This window comes from Kitasatospora sp. NPDC056531, assembly GCF_042794375.1.
GTDB lineage: Bacteria > Actinomycetota > Actinomycetes > Streptomycetales > Streptomycetaceae > Kitasatospora.
In genome coordinates this window covers 323,837-342,802 of record NZ_JBHTTU010000003.1, presented here as the reverse complement: position 1 = coordinate 342,802, position 18,966 = coordinate 323,837, and the positions used below count along the sequence as shown (strand labels likewise).

The following is an 18,966-nucleotide window of genomic DNA, read 5'->3' as shown; positions in this document are numbered from 1 at the left end:
TCACCGGATCGACGAACACTCCAAGGAGACCGAACATCCTGGCCACGAGGGCAAGGACTCAGCAGGGCTCAGGGGAACTCACGGGATGTCGCACAGCAGACCTCGGCGCTGAGGTCTTCCTCTCCGCGCGCACCTGCGCTGCCGCGGAGCGGGTCCGGGACGAGATTCGTGACCGAGGGCACCAGCGCGTCCACGCCTTCGCCTGCGACCTGACGGACGCCTCCTCGATCCGCGGCTTCGCGGCCGAAGTCGGCCGGCACACCGACCGCATCGACGTGCTGATCAACAACGGCTCCCGCTACCTCACGGGCCCGGACCTCCTCTCCGCCACCGACGCCGACGTCATCGACACCATCGCCTCCGGCGCCACCGGCACCGTCCTGGCCGTGCGGAGCTTCCTCCCCCTCCTGCTCAACTCGGACAAGCCGGACGTGGTGACCATGGTCTCCGCCTGCGGAACGGCCGGGCATCACCGGTCGGAGGCGCACGACGCCTTCTACGCGGCCAAGAGCGCCCAGGCCGGGTTCGTCGGCATCCTCTCCAAGCGCCTGCGGCCGAAGGGAGTCCGGGTGATCTCCCTCTACCCGCCCGACTTCGACAACCCCGACCCGCTGACCGAGGCGTGGCAGACCACCCCGCGCAGGGCCGAGAACGCCCTGACCGCGCAGTCACTGGTCGACTGCGTCCTGTTCGCGGTCGGCCAGCCTCGCGACTGCTTCATCAAGGCGTTCCACTTCGAACAGGTCTGAAGCGGGCTCCTCCGGTCACCGCCCGACGGGCGCCGACGGACTCGGAACCATCGCCCGGAGCAGCTCGAAGGTGCGGATCCGGAGGCCGAAGTCGGGGCAGAGGGTGGTGATCGCGAGTTCGTCGGGGGCGTAGGCGGCGGTCACGGCGGCGAGTCGCTCGGCCACCTCGGCGGGGACCCCGGCCAGGACGGACACGTCCTCCGGGTCCGCCGCCGCGGGCAGTGCCACGGTGGGCGCCAGGGCGTGGAGTTCGTCCCAGGAGGGGAGGGTCCGGCGGCCCGCCGAGGTGGCGCCCAGGGCGAGGCCGGCACGCAGCAGCCGGACGTCCCCCGGGTCGTCCGCGCAGGCCACCCGGACCGCGACGGCGACGCGCGGGACCGCTCCGAGCGGGCCCGGGCGGAACTTCTCCCGGTACAGCTCGACGAGCTCCGGCCGCAGCACGCCGTGGGCGAACTGCGCGAGGCAGAACGGCAGTCCGAAATGGGCGGCGAGGTGCGCCCCACCCGCTCCGGCGCCGGTCAGCCACAGCTGCGGCGGGGTGGAGTCGGGCAGCAGGTCCGTCCTCGCGGCGAGTTGGGCCAGCAGCTGTTCGATCTTCTCGTGGTACGGCGCCTCGCCCTCCCGGGCGAGCAGCCGGGTGACGCTCTCGACCGCACCGGGCCCACGGCCGATGCCGAGGTCGATCCGCCCGGGGTGGAGCCGTTCCAGCAGGTTGAAGGTGGTCGCCACCTTCAACGGCGCGTAGTGGGGCAGCAGGACCGAGGCGGTGCCGACCCGGATGGTGCCGGTCGCCGCCGCGGCGGCGGTGACCAGGATCTCGGGCGAGCCGCAGCCGCTGGTCGCGCCGTGGTGCTCGGCGACCCAGAACCGGTGGTAGCCCAGGCGCTCGGCTGCCACGGCGAGTTGGACCGACTCCCGGGCGGCACCGGCCGGACCGGTGCCGCCGTAGACCAGCACCTGGTCGAACGCGGTGAGCTTCATCATCGGACTCCCGTCCCGGCTTCCGTCCCGGCCTTCGAAACAGCTCCCGGAGCAACTCCCGCCCCGGCGCTCGACCCGGGTTCGTGCGGCCCCGCGCTCTGCCCCGCGCTCTGCCCCGCGCTCTGCCCCGCGTTCTGCCCCGCGTTCTGCGCCTCGTACATCTCCGCGTACAGACCCCCGAGGCGCATCAACTCCTGGTGGTCACCGTCCTCGACGAGCCGGCCCCGGTCGAAGACCAGCACCCGGTCCGCGCGCAGCACGGAGGAGAAGCGGTGGGCGATCAGCAGCGAGACCCGACCGGCCGAGGCCGCCGTCAGCGTGTCGAGCAGTTCGGCCTCGGTGATGGTGTCGAGCGCGGCGGTCGGCTCGTCCATGACCCGTACGCTGGCGGACCGCACCGCGCTGCGGGCGATGGCCAGTCGCTGCCACTGGCCGCCGGAGAACTCCACGCCCCCGGTGAACAGCTTCCCCGCCTGCGTCTCGTAGCCCTGCGGCAGACCGGTGATGTGCTCGTGCATCCCCACCTCACGGGCCGCGGCCTCGACCCGCTCGGCCGAGCGGTCGGCCTCGTGCACCATGCCGAGCGAGATGTTCTCGCCCACCGAGAGCTGGTACTCGACGTAGTTCTGGAAGACGTAGGAGACCCGGTCGCGCAGGCTGTCCAGCCGGAAGTCGGCGAGCGGGACGCCGTCGACCAGGATCGAGCCCTCGGTCGGTTCGTAGAGGCGGCCGATGAGCTTGCCGAGGGTGGACTTCCCCGCGCCGTTCAGGCCGACGATCGCCGTCACCTGGCCCGGTTTCAGCGTGAACGAGACCCGGTCCAGGGCGCGCCGCCCACTGCCGGGGTAGCTGAACGACACGTCGCGGAACTCGACACCGCCGACGATGTCCTGGGGGAACGTCACCTCGCCCTGGCTTTCCGGCGCCTGTTCGATCGCGAGGAACTCGTTCACGTTGCGCAGGTAGAGCTGGTTGACGTACATCCCGGACACCGAGCCGAAGAGCTGCTGCATGCTGGCCTGCAGCATGCCGATCGCCTGGATCACCGCCAGCAGACCGGCCACGTGCCGGGCGTCGCTGCTGCCGACCAGGATCGCCGTGGCCTGCGCGGAGACCGTCAGCAGCGCGGTCAGCACGACCATCGGGACGGCGAGGCCGAAGTTCCGGTTCGCCATCCGCAGGTCCGCGCCGACGATCCTGGCCAGCAGCTGCCGGTGGTTGGTGAGCACCACCGGGGCGAGCCGGAAGGCCAGCACCTCCTTCATCGAGTTCGGCTGCGAGGCCAGGTGCTGCCAGTAGTTGATCCGACGCCGTTCCTCGGAGCGGCCGTGCTCCAGCGCGTGGGTGCGGCGGCCCTGCAGGATCTGCGCGACCACCGTGGGGAACGGGGCGATCATGGCCAGCAGCGCGATCCGGAAGTCCAGGGTCCAGAGGATCGCGCCGACCGAGCCGAAGGTGACCACCGGGGTGGCCGCCTGCACCAGCTGGGAGAGCAGCATCCCCGGCCGGTACGCCACCTCCCGGACGGCCCGCTGCAGCGAGTCCTGCACGCCCGGGTCCTCCACCTGGGAGAGCGTGAAGCGGCTCGCCCGGCTGATGATCTCATCGGCCAGATGGGCCGAGAGCCGGCTCTGGCAGCGCTGCATGGCCCGGTTCTGCAGCAGCGACAGCAGCTGCGAGCCGAGGCCCAGCACCGCCAGCACGACCAGGTAGAACAGGATGCCGCGGACCTGCTCGTGCGAGCCCTCCGCCGTGCGCAGCAGGGCCGTGGCGAAGGCCGCCGTGGTCTTGACCTGCCAGGCCGGCAGGATGCCGACGACCAGCGAGATCAGGAGCACCTGCGCGGTCCCCGAGCGGTCGCAGCGCCAGGACTGGCCCAGCACGGTCAGGACCGGGCGCGGCGCGGCCGCCAGCCGCCGGAGCCGGGAGCGCGCGCTCACCTGGCCTTCCCCGCCGTCGGGCCCCCGGCCGTGGCGACCCGGTCGAGCAGCCGCCGCCACATGCCGTAGGCGGCGTCCTCCTGCTCGCGCCGCAGGCCCATCCGGTTGCAGTGCATGTGGAACAGGCTGCGCAGGATGGACGTGCGGTCCGACCAGAGTTCGCCGGTCTCGGCGAACTTCGCGACCCGGGCGGCGTATCCGGTTCCCGCCGGGCGCCAGGCCGCGCTCACCCGCTCCAGCACCGCGGCCTCGCCACCGGGCGCGGTCCGGCCCTCCCAGAGCCGGCGGGCGACGGTCCGGTACTCCGCGCCGCCGACCTGCGAACCGGTCATCGACCGCACCAGGGCGTGCCGTTCGGCGAAGTCGGGGACCAGCACCTGCCCGATGGCCTCCAGGCTGAGCACGGTGAGCGCGTTGCGCTCCAGCGGGACCTCGCCCGCTGGCACGGGCCCGGCGAGGTGCCGCAGCAGGGCCAGGGTCGCGGCGCTGTCCAGGCAGAACAGCTCCTCGGCCGTGTCGATCAGGTCGGGGCCGCCGTACCGCTCGATCTCGCGGCGGTACGTCGCGAACTCGACGTCCGCGATCCGGCCCTCGACGGCCAGGCCGTGCGCCCACCGGGCGACCTCGGCCAGCAGTTCGGCGGACCGGGCCGGGTCCGCGGCCCGGTAGCGCAGCCGCAGGTGCGGGGCGGGATCGCCGTACCGGAGGTAGAACATGTGCCCGGTCAGGCCGCGTTCGGCCAGCGAGCGCGTCAGCTCCGCCACCTGCTCCACCAGGAGGGCGTCCAGCGCCTCGTTCTCCACGTACAGCTTGGCGAAGACCCACGGCCCGCCGGTCGGCCGGAGCCGCTCGGCCTCGGTGATCCGCCGGCGCGCGACGGCCGCCGCCCTGGGCGCCCGGGCCTGCTGCGCGGACAGCACGGGGACCACGACCTCCGCGGCGAAGGGGGCACCGTCCGTGTCCCGCAGGAAGCCCTCCTCGGGGCCGGGCAGGGCCTCCTCGATCCGCAGCGAGAAGGACGCCGCGTCCCGGGCGGCGGCCAGCCGCAGCTCCTCCCGCGAGGGTTCGCTCTCCAGGTCCAGCAGGATCGTGTTGTCGCCCTGCGCCAGGAAGACGAGGCGCGGCACCTTCCACTGCGCGCGCCAGGCCGCGACGGCCGCGGCGAAGTCCGTCGCCGAACCGGTGCAGCCGGCCGGCAGGTCGGTGGCGCGCAGCAGCCAGCCCGCGCGCTTCAGCACCAGGTCGCCCCGGACGACCCTGGGCAGGAACGGCATGACGGTGCCCAGAGTGCCCCAGTCGAAGGACGGGACGTTGTGGAAGGCCGCTGAGGAGACGTCCAGCAGGAAGCGGGCGACGTTCGGCGCCATCAGCGGGTTGAGCATGGTGTGCTGGGTGACGTGCAGGTCGCACCCGAGGGCGGGACTGTGCAGGTACAGCCGGCCCTCGCGCACACCGACGACCACGTCGTCGAGCGCGATCACCTCCTGCGGGCCCCGCCCCGGTGCCACGTTGACCGGCAGTTCCAGCGCCCGTACCGCCGGACGGACCGAGACGTTCGCGGCCCGGGCCTTCTCCGGCAGGTAGGTCAGCTCGACCACCGCGACCCCGGGCAGCAGCGCCGCCTCCGCCTCGGCCAACTCCCGCAGCCGCTCGCGCTCCTCGGCGCCCAGCAGGTCGTGGAACCGGGCGAAGGTACGCCCGCCGTTCGCCACCGCGGTGACCACCCCGCGCCAGCGCGAACCCGGGGCCGTCGGCGGCGCCAGCTGCAGGTGCACGTCGACCGCGGGCCTCGACGGCCGGTCGTCGACACCGGTCGAGAGCTCGGCCATCCACCGCTCGTCGAGGACCGCCTCCACGCTGCCGCGGCTGAGCGCGTCGGCAACGAGCCGGTGCAGCACCGCCTCCCGCTCGTCCCTGCTCCGGTCGCGCGCGGTCACCGGCTGCAACTCGAAGGAGCGCGGCGGATTCTGATAACTGTTCGGTGCACCGAGGCCGGTCTCCTCGGAGAGCACCTCCAGCACCGGCACCTCGGCCTGCGCACCGTAGCGCTCGGTGAACGCCTTCGCGAAGTCGCCCAGCTGCGACGGGTACCGGTGGCCGGCGCCCATGGTGGCCAGGACCTCGGCGGCTTCCTCCGCCAGCGCCTGGACCTCGGCCGGCAGCTCGGGCGGGGAAGCAGGGTTCAGCCGGGCGTCGACCCGCAGCAGGGGCCCGTCGTAGTCCTCGCTCACCCGCCGCGCCGGCGGGGCGATCCGCTCCTGGAGCGCCTCCAGGCCGCTGACGTCGCCGACGGCGTTGAACTCCGCCACCGCCGCCTCGACGGACGCCAGCGCGGCGACCGCGTCGCCGTCGTGGCTGCTCGCCAACTGGGCCGACAGCGACGGCTGCCCCGAACCCTCCAACAGGGCGGGCCGGTGCGAGGTGATCAGGAACGCCAACTCGACCAGCTGGTCGAGGAGCGCGGTGACCTTCTCCACCGGGACCGTCGGATAGCGCTGCGCCAGCTGCTCCCGCAGCTCGCCGAAGGTCTTCGGGGTGCGCGCCGCCTCCAGCACGAACTGGACGGCCGGGGACCAGCGGACGGAGACCGAGCGTCGCGATCCCCCGCCGTAGGCGTCGGCCGTGGACAGCCAGGCCCGGCCCCGGCCGCGGTGGATCAGGTCGTTGGCGCGCAGCTCCAGTTCGGGCCGGAGCCGCGGCGCGTCGGCGACCGCCTGGAACAGGTGCAGCACCCACCCCATGTCCGGCCTGGCCACCGCCGTGCCGATCGCGGGGACGCCGAGCCGGGCGGGTGCGGCGGTCGAGTCCGGGCCCTGGAACGTGCCCATCGCGACGCCCGCCACCGTGCCCAGCGGGGTCGCCCGCATGCTCATCCGGTTCAGGTACCGGCCCAGGCTCATCATCGCCCGCCGCCGGTCCCGGGCCGAGAGCGTCTCGATCCCCGTCACCGCCCGGGCCAGGTCCGGCGCCGCCAGCGAGATCGCCGAGCGGACCCCGGGCCTCGCCCACAGCTCCAGCAGGCCCTGCAGGTAGCGGTCCTCCCAGCCAGCCGCGTCCGCAGCCGCCTTCCCCGTCCCGGCGGCCAGCAGGTCGGTCAGCCCCCGGGTCGGCAGGGCCGGCGCGCGGAGCAGGAAGAAGTCCCGTGCGACGTAGCTGCGGCTTCCGCCGGACTTCCGGTCGCTGGTCTCGGCGTTCCGACGAGTCACACTCATTCCTTAGCTTTGCTGGGCGACGCGGGTACGGGGCAAGTCGGTTACGGGGGCAACGCGGTCACGGGACCGCGGCGGTTACAAGACCGCGGCGGTCACGGGACAACGCGGGTACGGGCAACGCGGGTACGGGCAACGCGGCTACCGGACAAGGCGGTTCGGCGCGACTCGCCCGGACCGGCGCGGCCCGCGGCCCCGGTCAGGCCGGGGCGAGGAAGAGGAGCTCGTCCCACCCGGTCGCCTGCGGCGCGAGCGCCCCGCAGAGCGCGAGCAGGACGCCGGCCGCACCGTTGACGAAGCCCGGGTCGTCGACCAGCTCGCCGGGCCTGGGCTCGTCCGCCACCACGTACGGGCGGGCCTCGTCCGCCTTCGACAGCACGGCCCGGAGCGAGTCCTCGGCCATGGCCCGGAAGGAGTCCGTACCCGTGACCGCGTGCGCCCGCTGGTAGACCGCCAGCAGCCCGGAGTGGCCGTGGCAGAGGTTGGGCGCGAAGATGTACCGCTCGGCCGGCGACCAGTCCACCACCCGTTGCAGGGCCCCGACCGCGGTCGCCTGGAGGGCGGTGTCACCGAGCACCCCGGCGGCGTTCAGCAGGGCGATGCCGATGCCCGGGGCGCCGAAGCACCAGGCGGCGCGGGCGGAGCGTCGTCCGGTCGGGGCGAGGGGCAGCCCGGTCCCCTCCTCGGCCTGGAGCAGGTTCGGCCAGGCGGCGCCGGGCACGTCGTCCGTGAGCCGGTTCTCGACCAGCCAGGTCGTGGTCCGCGCGATCGCCTCGGTCGGGCCCGACCCGCCGATCCCGGCGCCGGCCGCGACGCACAGCGCCGACACGATGCCCGGAAGGCCGTGCGCGAAGCCCATGTTGTACATCCCGTACGGGGCCTGCTCGTCGTACCCGGGATAGGCGCCGTAGTAGTCCGGCGGCGTGAACCAGCCGGGCCGGTGCCGGCCGTCCGGCTCGGTCACCCGCAGGAGGTACTCCGTCAGCCGCTCGGCCGCGGTGCGGATCGGGTCGCCCGGGGCGGCCTCCAGAGCCGAGCAGAGCCGCACGGCCGCGGCCAGTTGCCCGGCCGCACCCGAGATGACGTCGAAGGCGGAGAGCGGCAGCCCCTCCCCGGGCTCCGGAAGCGAGCGGGCCGCGATCTGCTCGCCGAAGCTGTCGGCGACCCGGCGCAGGGACGGCAGGTAGCGGCGGTCGTGGACCGAGAACTCGAGCAGGACGCTCGCGAAGCCCGCGGTGCCGTTGTAGAGACCCGCCTCGGACAACGGCCGGACGGCGGTGGCCTGCGCGGAACGGCGGAGCAGGGCCTGCGCCGCGTCGATCAGTCCGGGTTCGTCCAGCGCCTTTCCGGCGTGCAGCAGCGACAGTGCCATCCCCGGGTAGCCGTCGGCCAGGCTCGCCGCGTCCTTGAGCGGATCGGGCCACGTCGGCTCCTCGGACGACCCCGCCGCACCGGTGAAGGCCGTCAGCCGATCGGCCACCGCCCGGGCCACCTCCGCGGTCCGCACCTCGAGTTCCAGCACCGCCACTGCGAATTCCCCCAGATTCACATCACCAATGCTCGGCAATGTTCCGGAACGGCGCACCCGAAGTGCGCCCGGTCCGATTGCCGACGAATTCCCGGAAGACTCCCGGCTTTCCCCGGAGACTCCCGGCTTTCCCCGAAGGCTCCCGGCGCAGAACAGCGCCGGGAGCCTCCCGATTCGGCGTCAGCGCCGACCCGGCGATCAGCAGATGGTGGGGAAGCCCACCGTGATCGGGCAGTTGCAGGAGTCGGCACAGGACCAGCAGGTGGTGCCGATGCTGGCGAAACCGTCGGGCGTGGCGGCCACCTTCGGAGCAACAGCCACGCGGACATCGAGGTCGAAGTCTTGCTCCATTTTTACCTCCATCACGAATTCATCCTTCCCGCTCCCCCGGCCGGGTTTCAACAAATTCCGCACGCAGGAGCGGCTGTAGAAGATTTTTTAGCACGCCCTTCGAACGCCGGAGGATCGATTCAAGCCACGCCGGACCGTGACCCAGACCACAGGCCCAAGGAACGGCGCTGGTCAACTGATCACCGGAGGCGACGGTTCGAGCCACCAAGATGGCTGATCTCGAACGTCGACCGTGGTCGAACAACAGGTACGAGATGTCTCTCTTGGACATGTTCGGGAAGCTTGAATATTTCGGCCATATTGCGGTGATCATCCGTAATCAGGCAGAACGGAACGGGCCCGGACACCCCAGGTGTCCGGGCCCGTTCCGTTCCGACGGGACGCCCGCGTCAGTGCGCGGCGGCCTCCCAGTTGGCGCCGATGCCGACGGAGACGTCCAGTGGGGCGCGCAGCGGGTAGGCGCCGGCCATCTGCTCGCGGACGACGGCCTCGACCTGCTCGCGCTCGCCCGGGGCCAGCTCCAGCACGATTTCGTCGTGCACCTGGAGCAGCATCCGGCTGGTGAGGCCGGCGGCGCGCAGGGCCTCGTCCACCCGGAGCATGGCGATCTTGACGATGTCGGCGGCCGAGCCCTGGATCGGGGCGTTGAGGGCCATCCGCTCGGCCATCTCGCGGCGCTGGCGGTTGTCGCTGTTGAGGTCCGGCAGGTAGCGGCGGCGGCCGAGCAGGGTCTCGGTGTAGCCGGTCGCGCGGGCCTCCTCGACGACCCGGTGCAGGTAGTCGCGCACGCCGCCGAAGCGCTCGAAGTAGGTGTCCATCAGGCCCTGGGCCTCGGCCGGCTTGATGCCGAGCTGCTGCGAGAGCCCGTACGCGGACAGGCCGTACGCCAGGCCGTAGGACATCGCCTTGATCTTGCGGCGCATCTCGGCGTCGACCGCGGCGCCGGGGACCTCGAAGACCTGGGAGGCGACGGTGGTGTGCAGGTCCTCGCCGGAGGCGAAGGCCTCGATCAGCGCCTCGTCCTCGGACAGGTGCGCCATGATCCGCAGTTCGATCTGCGAGTAGTCGGCGGTGAGCAGCGACTCGTAGCCCTCGCCGACGATGAAGGCACGGCGGATCGCGCGGCCCTCCTCGGTGCGGACCGGGATGTTCTGCAGGTTCGGGTCCTGCGAGGAGAGCCGGCCGGTGGCGGCGACCATCTGGTTGAAGGTGGTGTGGATCCGACCCTTGGGCGAGACCGTCTTGAGCAGGCCCTCGACGGTGGTGCGCAGCTTGGCCTGGTCGCGGTGGCGCAGCAGGATGACCGGCAGCTCGTTGTCGGTCTGGGTGGCGAGCCAGGTGAGCGCGTCGGCGTCGGTGGTGTAGCCGGTCTTGATCTTCTTGGTCTTCGGGAGGGCGAGGTCGCCGAAGAGGATCTCCTGGAGCTGCTTGGGCGAGCCGAGGTTGAACTCGCGCCCGGCGGCGGCGTGCGCCTCCTCGACGCAGCGCTGGATCTCGGCGGCGAACTGCGTCTCGAGCCGGGTGAGCCATTCGCGGTCGGCGGCGATGCCGTAGCGCTCCATGCGGGCGAGCAGGGCGGCGATGGGCAGTTCCATGTCGTGCATCAGCTCGACGGCGCCGACCTCGGCGAGGCGGGTGTCGAAGAGCGCGGCGAGGTCGAGTACGGCGCGGGCCTGGAGCATCAGCGCCTGGGCGCCTGCGGTCTCGTCCTCCTCCGGTGCGTCGAAGGCGAGTTGGCCGCTCTCGGCGGCGGGGGCCGGGGTGAGCGAGCGGGCCAGGTACTCCTCGGCGAGCACCTCCAAGGTGAAGGTGCGGCGGCCGGGCTTCTCCAGGTAGGCGGCGAGCGCGGTGTCGGCGACGACGCCCTCGATGGTCCAGCCGCGCTCGGCGAAGGCGCGCATGACCTGCTTGGCGATGTGCAGGGCCTTGGGGGCGGCCGGGTCGGCGAGCCAGGCGGCGAAGGCCCGCTCGTCCTCCTCGGCGAGCAGCGCCGGGTCGAACCAGGCGGCCGTCTCCCCTGCGGCGAGGGCGACTTCGGTGACCTCGCCGGTGCCGAGCGCCCACTGGTAGACGGCGGCGAGGGCGACGGTGGTCTTGCCGTCACAGGCGTGCTCGCGCAGCCAGCCGGCCAGCGTGCCCGGGTCGGTGAGCAGTTCGCCGTCGACCTCGACGCCGGGGGCGAGTTCGGCGGCCTCCTCCTCGCCGACGGCCGGGTCGATGCCGTAGACGCGGTCGCGGAAGTTGGCGTTGCGGAACTCCAGCGACTCCATCAGGGTGCCGACGGCGGCCTTGTCGAAGGGCTGGCGGGCCAGGTCCGTCACGCCCAGCGGGAGTTCGACGTCGCGGACCAGCTCGGTGAGCACCCGGTTGCGCTTGACCGAGTCGAGGTTGTCGCGCAGCTTCTCGCCGATCTTGCCCTTCACCTCGTCGGCGCGGGAGACGAGTTCGTCGAAGGAGCCGAACTGGTTGACCCACTTGGCGGCGGTCTTCTCGCCCACGCCGGGGATGCCGGGCAGGTTGTCGGACGGGTCGCCGCGCAGGGCCGCGAGGTCGGGGTACTGGCGCGGGGTGACGCCGTACTTCTCGGCCACCTTCTCCGGGGTGAAGCGGGTGAGCTCGGAGACGCCCTTGGTGGGGTAGAGCACGGTGACGTGGTCGGTGACCAGCTGGAGCGAGTCGCGGTCGCCGGTGACGATGTCGACGTCGTAACCGGCCGCCTCGGCGGCGGTGGCCAGGGTGGCGATGATGTCGTCGGCCTCGAAGCCCTCGACGGTGAGCCGGGGGATGTTCATGGCGTCGAGCAGTTCGCCGATCAGGCCGACCTGGCTGCGGAACTCGTCCGGAGTCTTGGCGCGGTTGGCCTTGTAGTCGGGGAACTCGACGGAGCGGAAGGTCTGCCGGGAGAGGTCGAAGGCGACGGCGAGGTGGGTGGGCGCCTCGTCCCGGACGGTGTTGGCGAGCATCGAGGCGAAGCCGTAGACCGCGTTGGTGGGCTGCCCGGTGGCGGTGTTGAAGTTCTCCACGGGCAGGGCGTAGAAGGCCCGGTAGGCCATCGAGTGCCCGTCGAGCAGCATCAGCCGGGGCCGGGGGCCGGCCCCAGCGCCACCCGTCGCGCCCTTGTCCGTACTCTGCGTAGCCACGTCAACGTCCGTTCCTGCCGATTCCACTACCGGCCACCGATCCTATGGCCCGGCACCGACAAAAGGGGCACCGGCGAAAGCCGCGCCAGGCGGGTGGCGCGGGCACTACCCACGAGTAGGACGGTCGTACGATCACAGCCAGCACGACGACGTGACCCCCGAGCGGCAGGAGTTCCCCCATGACCGACGCGGCCCCCGACACCGCCCCCGTCCTGAAGGTCCCGCAGGACGTGCTGGACCACTTCGCCAAGCTCGGGGTGAGCCCGGAGACCTTCTCCGGCGGCCACCTCGGCGAGAAGCTCGGCATCCGGATCGTCGAGGCCTCCGGCGACCGCGTGGTCGGAACCATGCCGGTGGAGGGCAACCAGCAGCCGTACGGACTGCTGCACGGCGGCGCCTCGGCGGCGCTGGCCGAGACGCTGGGCTCGATCGGCGCGATGCTGCACGCGGGCCCGGGCCGCTACGCGGTGGGCGTGGACCTCAACGCCACCCACCACCGCTCGGCCACCTCCGGTCTGGTCACCGGGGTGGCGACGGCGGTGTTCAAGGGCCGCACCGCCGCCACCTACGAGATCGCGATCACCGACGACACCGGCAAGCGGATCACCAGCTGCCGACTGACCTGCATGCTGCGCGACCTGTAGTCCCGCGGCAGGTCCCGGGACCGCGACAGCGGTACGACTACCAACAGTTGCAGCAAATTCAACATCAAGTCCCTTTCCCGCCCCCTTGTTTGACCTTCCATCGCCCTGGGCAGGCGTTGGTCTGGACAAGGGGGCGGCGGCATGTCCGGAGGCGATCGACACGACCCTCACACTTGTGACGCTGCGTAACAAGTAGGAAATCCAAGAAAACGGCGACTCCGAGACCCCCGGGCGCCCCGGACCTTCTTCGCCACACGCCCCTTGTCCGAAATCCGGACGCGCACGGCCGAAAGCAGAGCACCGGACGCGAGTGTCCGATTATCGACGATGCCAGCTGCAACCCCCATATCTGGCCCTTACATCGCTCTACCAGCAAGTAAGTGCCCGACAGTTCGGGGTCGGTCGAGCCAGAACGACCACATGCTGAGACAATTGCTCCGTGTGCTCATAACAAGAGAATCACAGCCTGCTCACACCACTGCCCGAGCCGCCCAACGACGCCTAGAGTCACGGCCAGTCACCGCGCCATCCGGAATGGGCCCGACCCTCCCGCGCAACCCGGCTCCCGCCACTCAGGCGCGGGCGCCTCCTGAACCGAAGGGGACCCTCGTGCGTCATCGTTCAGCAGTTGTCGTGAGCATTGCCGTGATCGGCGCCCTCAGCCTCAGCGCCTGCGGCTCCCGCGGCGGGAAGTCCGGCGACAACGCCGGCGGCAAGGACAACAGCGCCTCCACCACCGTCGTCATCGGCGTCGACGCCCCGCTCACCGGCGACCTCTCCGCCCTCGGCCTCGGCATCCGCAACTCCGTCGACCTCGCCGTCAAGAACGCCAATGCCACCAACGAGGTCCCCGGCGTCAAGTTCGAGGTCAAGGCCCTGGACGACACCGGCAAGCCCGCCCCCGGCCAGCAGAACGCCACCCAGCTGGTCGCCGACGACAAGGTCCTCGGCGTCGTCGGCCCGCTCAACTCCAGCGTCGCGCAGTCGATGCAGCAGATCTTCGACGACAAGAACCTGGTCGAGATCTCCCCCGCCAACACCGGCGTCGCCCTCAGCCAGGGCGAGAAGTGGGCCAGCGGCGACAAGAAGCGCCCCTTCAAGTCCTACTTCCGCACCGCCACCACCGACGCCGTCCAGGGCCCCTTCGCCGCCCAGTTCCTCTACAACGACGCCAAGAAGACCAAGGTCTTCCTGATCGACGACCAGAAGACCTACGGCGCCGGCCTCGCCGCCACCTTCAAGGGCGAGTTCACCAAGCTCGGCGGCACCCTGGCCGGCGAGGAGCACGTCAACCCCGACGACCGCGACTTCGCCGCCATCGTCACCAAGGTCAAGAGTTCCGGCGCCGACGCCGTCTACTACGGCGGCGAGTACCCCGCGGCCGGCCCGCTCTCCCTCCAGCTCAAGGAAGCCGGCGTCAACATCCCGCTGATGGGCGGCGACGGCATCCAGAGCGCCGACTTCATCAAGCTCAACCCCAAGAGCCAGGGCGACTTCGCCACCGCCGTCGGCCTGCCCGTCGAATCCCTCGACACCGCCAAGAAGTTCATCGCCGACTACAAGGCGGCCGCCTACAAGGACGCCTACGAGACCTACGGCGGCTACTCCTACGACAGCGCCTGGGCCATCATCCAGGCCGTCAAGAACGTCGTGAAGGACAAGGGCAAGCTCCCCACCGGCGCCGACGCCCGCACCGCCGTCCGCGACGCCGTCCAGCAGGTCTCCTTCGACGGCGTCACCGGCAAGGTCTCCTTCGACGAGTTCGGCGACACCACCAACAAGCAGCTCACCGTCTACACCGTCAAGGACGGCAAGTGGGCCGTGGAGAAGTCCGGCACCTTCAGCGGCTGACGGCCCCCGAGAGGTCGACGACCACTCGGGAACGGCTCCACCAGCGCGCGGGGGCGCCACGAGTGCCCCCGCGCGCCCCCACATCCACCACCCACGCGGACACCCCCGAACGCACTACGGAGGCCCAGCGGTGCACGACCTACCGCAGCAGCTGGCCAACGGCCTGATCCTCGGCGCCCTCTACGGGCTCGTCGCGATCGGCTACACGATGGTCTACGGCATCGTCCAGCTCATCAACTTCGCCCACGGCGAGATCGTCATGGTCGGCGGCTTCGGCGCCCTGACCGCCTACCTCGCCCTCCCCGGCGGCACCACCATGTGGCTGGCCCTACCACTCATGCTGATCGCCGGCATCCTGGTCTCCACCCTCACCGCCGTCGCCGCCGAGCGCTTCGCCTACCGGCCACTGCGCAACGCCCCCCGGCTCGCCCCACTGATCACCGCGATCGGGCTGTCCATCTTCCTCCAGCAACTCGTCTTCTCCTTCTACCCCGACGCCAAGAAGGCCCGGGTCTTCCCCAAGATCCCCGGCGACCCCTTCAGCCTCGGCTCCGTCACCATCCAGCGCAGCGACCTCTTCCTGATCATCGCCGCCCCGCTGTGCATGCTCGCCCTCGGCTGGTTCGTCACCCGCACCCGCTCCGGCCGAGCCATGCAGGCCACCAGCCAGGACCCGGACACCGCCAAGCTGATGGGCATCGACACCGACCGCATCATCGTGCTGGCCTTCGCCATCGGCGCCGCCTTCGCCGCCGTAGCCGCCGTCGCCTACGGACTGCGCAGCGGCCAGGTCGACTTCCGGATGGGCTTCATCCTCGGCCTCAAGGCCTTCACCGCCGCCGTCCTCGGCGGCATCGGCAACATCTACGGCGCCATGCTCGGCGGCATCGCCCTCGGCCTCGCCGAAGCCCTCGCCACCGGCTACATCCAGCACCTGCCCGGCATGGACCTCTTCGGAGGCGGCGCCTGGAAGGACGTCTGGGCCTTCGTACTCCTCATCCTCGTGCTCCTCGTCCGGCCACAAGGCCTGCTCGGCGAGCGCGTCGCGGACAGGGCGTGACCACCATGACCACCACCAGCACCGAAACCACCCCGGTCATCCCCCTGCCGGCCCGCGCCGCCGCGGCCCTCACCGGCCTCGGCGCCCTCGCCGTCGCCGCCTCCGCCGCCATGTCCTGGACCTGGACCAGCGACTTCCCCGGCGACCTCACCTACTTCGGCTCCCCGGCCGGCCTCCAGTGGCTCGCCATCGTCGCCGGCGTCCTCACCCTGCTGCTCCTCCTCGCCGGCCAGGGCGTCCCCGGCCTGCGCTGGGCAGCCCCCGCCCGCAGCAACAACGCCGTCCTGTACGCCGCCACCGGCGCCCTCACCGTCGCCGCCTACTCCGTCGCCGCCATCTCCGTCGAACTCGGCGGCCTCGCCAACCTCGAACCCGGCGGCTGGGTCCTCGCCGCCGGCGGCCTGATCACCGTCCTCGGCGCCCTCGGGCTGCCGCTGGAGCGCCGCACCCACGTCCCGCTGCGAATCGTCGACAAGCGGCTCTTCCTGCTCGTCCCGGCCGCCCCCATCGGCTGGTTCGCCGCCCACGCCATCCCCGACGACCAGCCCGTCGCCCCGGTGATGACCGCCCTGTCCGGCGCCCTCGCCATCGCCACCGGCGCCGTCCTGCTCCTCCAGCTCGGCCACCTCGCCAACAGCGGACTGCGCCTGGGCAAGATCGAGCGCCCGCTCGAAGCCCCCCGCCAACTCCCCTCCTGGGTCGAGGTTCTGATCATCGTCCTGGCCTTCGGACTCGGCCTCTACGCGATCACCTTCGGCATCGACACCGAGTACGGCGAACTCTTCACCGGCTACCTGCTGCTCGCCGGCTTCGTGGTCGCCGCGCTCGGCAAGTCCGGCCTGCTCGCCCGGCTGCGCGCCCTGACCGTCAAGCACCGCCCGGTCACCACCGGCGCCGCCTTCGCCGCCGCGGCCAGCTTCCCGTTCACCCAGAGCAGCGACCAGTACACCTCCGTCGCCACCAACATCCTGATCTTCGCCACCGTCGCCCTCGGCCTCAACATCGTCGTCGGCCTGGCCGGCCTGCTCGACCTCGGGTACGTCGCCTTCCTCGGCGTCGGCGCCTACGCCGCCGCCCTGGTCTCCGGCTCCCCCGCCTCGCCCATCCACGTCCAGTTCCCGTTCTGGGCCGCGATGCTCACCGGCGCCGTCGTCTCCATGATCTTCGGCGTCCTGATCGGCGCCCCCACCCTGCGGCTGCGCGGCGACTACCTCGCCATCGTCACCCTCGGCTTCGGCGAGATCTTCCGCATCACCATGCTCAACCTCAACGGCACCACCGGCCCCAAGATCACCAACGGCTCCAACGGCATCCCCCGCATCCCCGACCTGGAGATCCTCGGCTTCGACCTCGGCAAGACCCACACCGTCGCCGGCATCGAACTCGGCCGCTTCTCCAACTACTACCTGCTGATGCTGCTCGTCACCGCCCTGGTCGTACTGGTCTTCGCCCGGGTCGGCAACTCCCGCATCGGCCGCGCCTGGGTCGCCATCCGCGAGGACGAGACCGCCGCCGAAGCCATGGGCATCAACGGCTTCCGCCTCAAACTGCTCGCCTTCGCCATGGGCGCCTGCCTCGCCGGCCTCGCCGGCACCGTCCAGGCCCACGTCAGCTACACCGTCACCCCCGACCAGTACACCTTCGCCGAAGCCCTGCCGCCCAACTCCGCCTTCCTCCTCGCCGCCGTCATCCTCGGCGGCATGGGCACCATCAGCGGCCCACTGGCCGGCGCCACCCTCCTCTTCCTCATCCCGAAGAAGCTCGAATTCCTCTCCGACTACCAGCTCCTCGCCTTCGGCGCCGCCCTCATCGTCCTGATGCGCGTCCGCCCCGAAGGCCTCATCCCCAACCGGCGCCGGCAGCTGGAGTTCCACGAGGCCGCCATCCCGGCCCAACCCACCGGCGACGACACCACCGCACTCACCAAGGCAGGGGCGTGACCCACCCCATGACCACCGCTGCTGCTCCCCTGGACGAAGCGCCCCAAGGCGTCAAGCCCCTGCTCGAAGTCACCGGCGTCACCATGCGCTTCGGCGGCCTCACCGCCGTCAACGACGTCTCCCTCACCGTCGGCGAGGGCGAGATCATCGGCCTGATCGGCCCCAACGGCGCCGGCAAGACCACCTTCTTCAACTGCCTCACCGGCCTGTACGTCCCCACCGAAGGCCGCGTCTCCTACCGCGGCGCCGTACTGCCCCCCAAACCCCACCTGGTCACCCAGGCCGGCATCGCCCGCACCTTCCAGAACATCCGGCTCTTCGCCAACATGACCGTCCTGGAGAACGTCCTCGTCGGCCGCCACACCCGCACCAAGGAAGGCATCTTCTCCGCCATCCTGCGCGGCCCCGGCTACCACCGCGCCGAAGCCGAGAGCCGCGAACGGGCCATGGACCTGCTCGACTTCACCGGCCTCGCCGACAAGGCCGAGCATCTCGCCCGCAACCTGCCCTACGGCGAGCAGCGCAAGCTGGAGATCGCCCGCGCCCTCGCCTCCGACCCCGGACTGCTCCTGCTCGACGAACCCACCGCGGGCATGAACCCCCAGGAGACCCGGGCCGCCGAGGAGCTCGTCTTCGCCATCCGCGACAAGGGCATCTCGATCCTCGTCATCGAGCACGACATGCGCTTCATCTTCAACCTCTGCGACCGGACCGCCGTCCTGGTCCAGGGACAGAAGATCGTCGAAGGCGACCGCGAGACCGTCCAGAACGACGAACGCGTCATCACCGCCTACCTCGGCGCCCCGCTCGAAGACACGAGTGTCTCGGAGACCGCTACGGAGAACGACCAGTGACCGCACTCCTCGAGGTCGAGGACCTCCGCGTCGCCTACGGCAAGATCGAGGCCGTCAAGGGCATCAGCTTCACCGTCAACCAGGGCGAGGTCACCACCCTCATCGGCACCAACGGCGCCGGCAAGACCACCACCCTGCGCACCCTCTCCGGCCTGCTCAAGCCCACCGCCGGCCGGATCACCTTCGACGGCCAGGACCTCTCGACCGTCCCCGCCCACAAGATCGTCGCCCTGGGCCTGGCCCACTCCCCCGAAGGCCGGCACATCTTCCCCCGGATGACCATCGAGGAGAACCTCCTCCTCGGCGCCTTCCTGCGCAGCGACGCCCCCGGCATCGCCGCCGACGTGGAACGGGCCTACGGCCTCTTCCCGATCCTCGGCGAGCGCCGCAAGCAGGCCGCCGGGACGCTGTCGGGCGGTGAGCAGCAGATGCTCGCCATGGGCCGGGCGCTGATGAGCCAGCCCAAGCTGCTCATGCTGGACGAGCCCTCGATGGGGCTCTCGCCGCTGATGATGCAGAAGATCATGGCCACCATCGTCGAGCTCAAGGCGAGCGGTACGACCATCCTCCTGGTCGAGCAGAACGCCCAGGCGGCATTGTCGCTCTCCGACCGCGGCTACGTCATGGAAACCGGCCGCATCGTCCTCTCCGGGACGGGAGCCGACCTCCTCCACGACGAGTCCGTCCGCAAGGCCTACCTCGGCGAGGACTGAGCCGCT

At 71.3% G+C, this 18,966-nt stretch carries 13 protein-coding genes; 7 read left to right on the top strand and 6 right to left on the bottom strand.

The features are described from left to right. Positions 1-35: 35 nt before the first annotated feature. Complete coding sequence (locus ACFQ87_RS06255) at positions 36-749, top strand: SDR family oxidoreductase (RefSeq protein WP_380609408.1); 714 nt, start codon at positions 36-38, stop codon at positions 747-749. Between the two features lie 15 nt (positions 750-764). On the opposite strand, the gene ACFQ87_RS06250 is transcribed toward ACFQ87_RS06255, so the two are convergent. From ACFQ87_RS06250 to polA, 6 genes are all read right to left on the bottom strand, one after another. Next, entirely contained in the window at positions 765-1,733 is a 969-nt protein-coding gene (locus tag ACFQ87_RS06250; RefSeq protein WP_380609396.1) for an MsnO8 family LLM class oxidoreductase, read from the bottom strand. Next, the gene (locus ACFQ87_RS06245) at positions 1,730-3,670 is read right to left on the bottom strand and encodes an ABC transporter ATP-binding protein (RefSeq protein WP_380609395.1); all 1,941 of its coding nucleotides are present in this window, start codon (positions 3,668-3,670) and stop codon (positions 1,730-1,732) included. The genes ACFQ87_RS06250 and ACFQ87_RS06245 overlap by 4 nt, the downstream gene beginning before the upstream one ends. Continuing rightward, entirely contained in the window at positions 3,667-6,876 is a 3,210-nt protein-coding gene (locus ACFQ87_RS06240) for a lantibiotic dehydratase (RefSeq protein WP_380609394.1), read from the bottom strand. Before ACFQ87_RS06240 ends, ACFQ87_RS06245 begins: the two co-directional genes overlap by 4 nt. 202 nt (positions 6,877-7,078) lie before the next feature. Continuing rightward, positions 7,079-8,428 carry a lanthionine synthetase C family protein gene (locus tag ACFQ87_RS06235; protein WP_380609393.1) on the bottom strand — a complete coding sequence of 450 codons (1,350 nt, stop codon included), beginning with the start codon at positions 8,426-8,428 and terminating at the stop codon, positions 7,079-7,081. Between the two features lie 177 nt (positions 8,429-8,605). Next, positions 8,606-8,758: an FDLD family class I lanthipeptide gene (locus ACFQ87_RS06230; RefSeq protein ID WP_350516615.1), complete on the bottom strand. Its 153-nt coding sequence runs from the start codon at positions 8,756-8,758 to the stop codon at positions 8,606-8,608. A 389-nt stretch (positions 8,759-9,147) separates the two neighbouring features. Next, on the bottom strand, positions 9,148-11,832 hold the full coding sequence (polA, locus tag ACFQ87_RS06225; RefSeq protein ID WP_380609407.1) for a DNA polymerase I: 2,685 nt from the start codon (positions 11,830-11,832) through the stop codon (positions 9,148-9,150). 245 nt (positions 11,833-12,077) lie between these two features. On the opposite strand from polA, the gene ACFQ87_RS06220 reads away from it, so the two are divergent. The 6 genes from ACFQ87_RS06220 to ACFQ87_RS06195 all read left to right on the top strand — a co-directional run bounded on the left by ACFQ87_RS06220 (position 12,078) and on the right by ACFQ87_RS06195 (position 18,960). Beyond that, entirely contained in the window at positions 12,078-12,542 is a 465-nt protein-coding gene (locus tag ACFQ87_RS06220) for a PaaI family thioesterase (protein ID WP_380609392.1), read from the top strand. A gap of 609 nt (positions 12,543-13,151) precedes the next feature. Further along, entirely contained in the window at positions 13,152-14,393 is a 1,242-nt protein-coding gene (locus tag ACFQ87_RS06215; RefSeq protein ID WP_380609391.1) for a branched-chain amino acid ABC transporter substrate-binding protein, read from the top strand. A gap of 130 nt (positions 14,394-14,523) precedes the next feature. Further along, positions 14,524-15,453 carry a branched-chain amino acid ABC transporter permease gene (locus ACFQ87_RS06210; RefSeq protein ID WP_380609390.1) on the top strand — a complete coding sequence of 310 codons (930 nt, stop codon included), beginning with the start codon at positions 14,524-14,526 and terminating at the stop codon, positions 15,451-15,453. A 5-nt stretch (positions 15,454-15,458) separates the two neighbouring features. Then, positions 15,459-17,393, top strand: a complete 1,935-nt coding sequence (locus tag ACFQ87_RS06205; protein WP_380609406.1) for a branched-chain amino acid ABC transporter permease — start codon at positions 15,459-15,461, stop codon at positions 17,391-17,393. Between the two features lie 8 nt (positions 17,394-17,401). Next, positions 17,402-18,247, top strand: a complete 846-nt coding sequence (locus ACFQ87_RS06200) for an ABC transporter ATP-binding protein (RefSeq protein ID WP_380609405.1) — start codon at positions 17,402-17,404, stop codon at positions 18,245-18,247. Beyond that, positions 18,244-18,960, top strand: coding sequence for an ABC transporter ATP-binding protein (locus ACFQ87_RS06195; protein WP_380609389.1), 717 nt, complete (start codon positions 18,244-18,246; stop codon positions 18,958-18,960). The genes ACFQ87_RS06200 and ACFQ87_RS06195 overlap by 4 nt, the downstream gene beginning before the upstream one ends. Positions 18,961-18,966 lie beyond the last annotated feature (6 nt).